The following is a 1,179-nucleotide window of genomic DNA, read 5'->3' on the forward strand; positions in this document are numbered from 1 at the left end:
CGCGGCGCCCTTCCGCTCCGCCGCCGAACTCGGCTACGCCGGCGTGGAGCTGATGGTCTGGGCGGAGGCGGCCAGCCAGTCGGTGACCACCGTGCGCGGTTACGCCCGCCGCTACGGGGTGCCGGTGCTGGCCGTGCACGCGCCCTGCCTGCTGATCTCGCAGCGGGTGTGGGGCGCCGACCCGGTGGCCAAGCTGGAGCGCAGCGTGCGCACCGCCGAGGCGCTCGGCGCGTCGACCGTTGTGGTGCATCCGCCGTTCCGCTGGCAACGCCGCTACGCCGAGGGCTTCGCCGAGCAGGTGGCCGAGCTGGAGGAGACGGGCGATGTGGTGGTCGCGGTGGAGAACATGTTCCCGATGCGCGCCGACTCGCTGTTCGGCCGGGGAGAGAAGGCGGCCCAGCGGCTGGCGCGCCGTGGCGGTCCCGGCTGGGGTCTGACCGCCTTCAGCCCGTCCTACGATCCCACCGACACCGGCTTCGGGCACTACACCCTCGATCTCTCGCACACCGCCACGGCCGGCGCCGACGCCATGGCCCTGGCCGCGCGCATGGGCCCGAATCTCGCGCACCTGCACCTGGCCGACGGCAGGGGCGCGGCGCACGACGAGCACCTGGTTCCCGGCGAGGGCGGCCAGCCGTGCGCCGAGGTGTGCGCATACCTGGTGGCCTCCGGCTTCAGCGGGCACGCGGTCGCCGAGATCAACACCCAGAACGCGCGCGGCACCGCCGATCGCTCGGCCATGCTCGCGCGCACCCTGGCGTTCGCTCGCGAGCATCTCGGGCCGGTGCCCTCGCCGCGGCCGTCGTCGGCGCGCGCGGGCGCGGACTGACGGGTCGGCCCGCCGTATCACCGCCGCCCGCCCCGGTTTTCGGACACCCCCAGAACAATGTCTCGAAATACGGTCCGCTACCGTGCGTTGTACGCTGTACGAACCTCGTCCCCGGGCGGCTGCGCGCCGGGGCGGACGAAGGAGTGCCTCATGACCACGGACCTCTCCGACGGCACGGCGACCGCGAGCGGCGGGCGCGCGGCCGCACACCGCGCGCCGTTCAGCGACGTCTGCGCGGTGCGCCGGATCGATCACGACTCCGGGACCGGTTTACCCCCCGCCCAAAACCGGGGGGAAAGCCCCCCCCAGGCCCCGCGGCCCCCCCGGGGCCGGCGGGCCCCAGGGGGGGG

The 1,179-nt window shown here is 75.0% G+C and carries 1 protein-coding gene; it reads left to right on the forward strand.

The window, feature by feature from the left end; genetic code table 11:
* Nucleotides 1-829, forward strand: an 829-nt coding sequence (locus QH283_RS14100; protein ID WP_280503456.1) for a sugar phosphate isomerase/epimerase family protein, incomplete at its 5' end; no start/stop codon positions are given.
* Between the last annotated feature and the right edge of the window lie 350 nt (nt 830-1,179).

This window comes from Nocardia farcinica, from assembly GCF_029867845.1.
Taxonomy (GTDB): domain Bacteria; phylum Actinomycetota; class Actinomycetes; order Mycobacteriales; family Mycobacteriaceae; genus Nocardia; species Nocardia farcinica_A.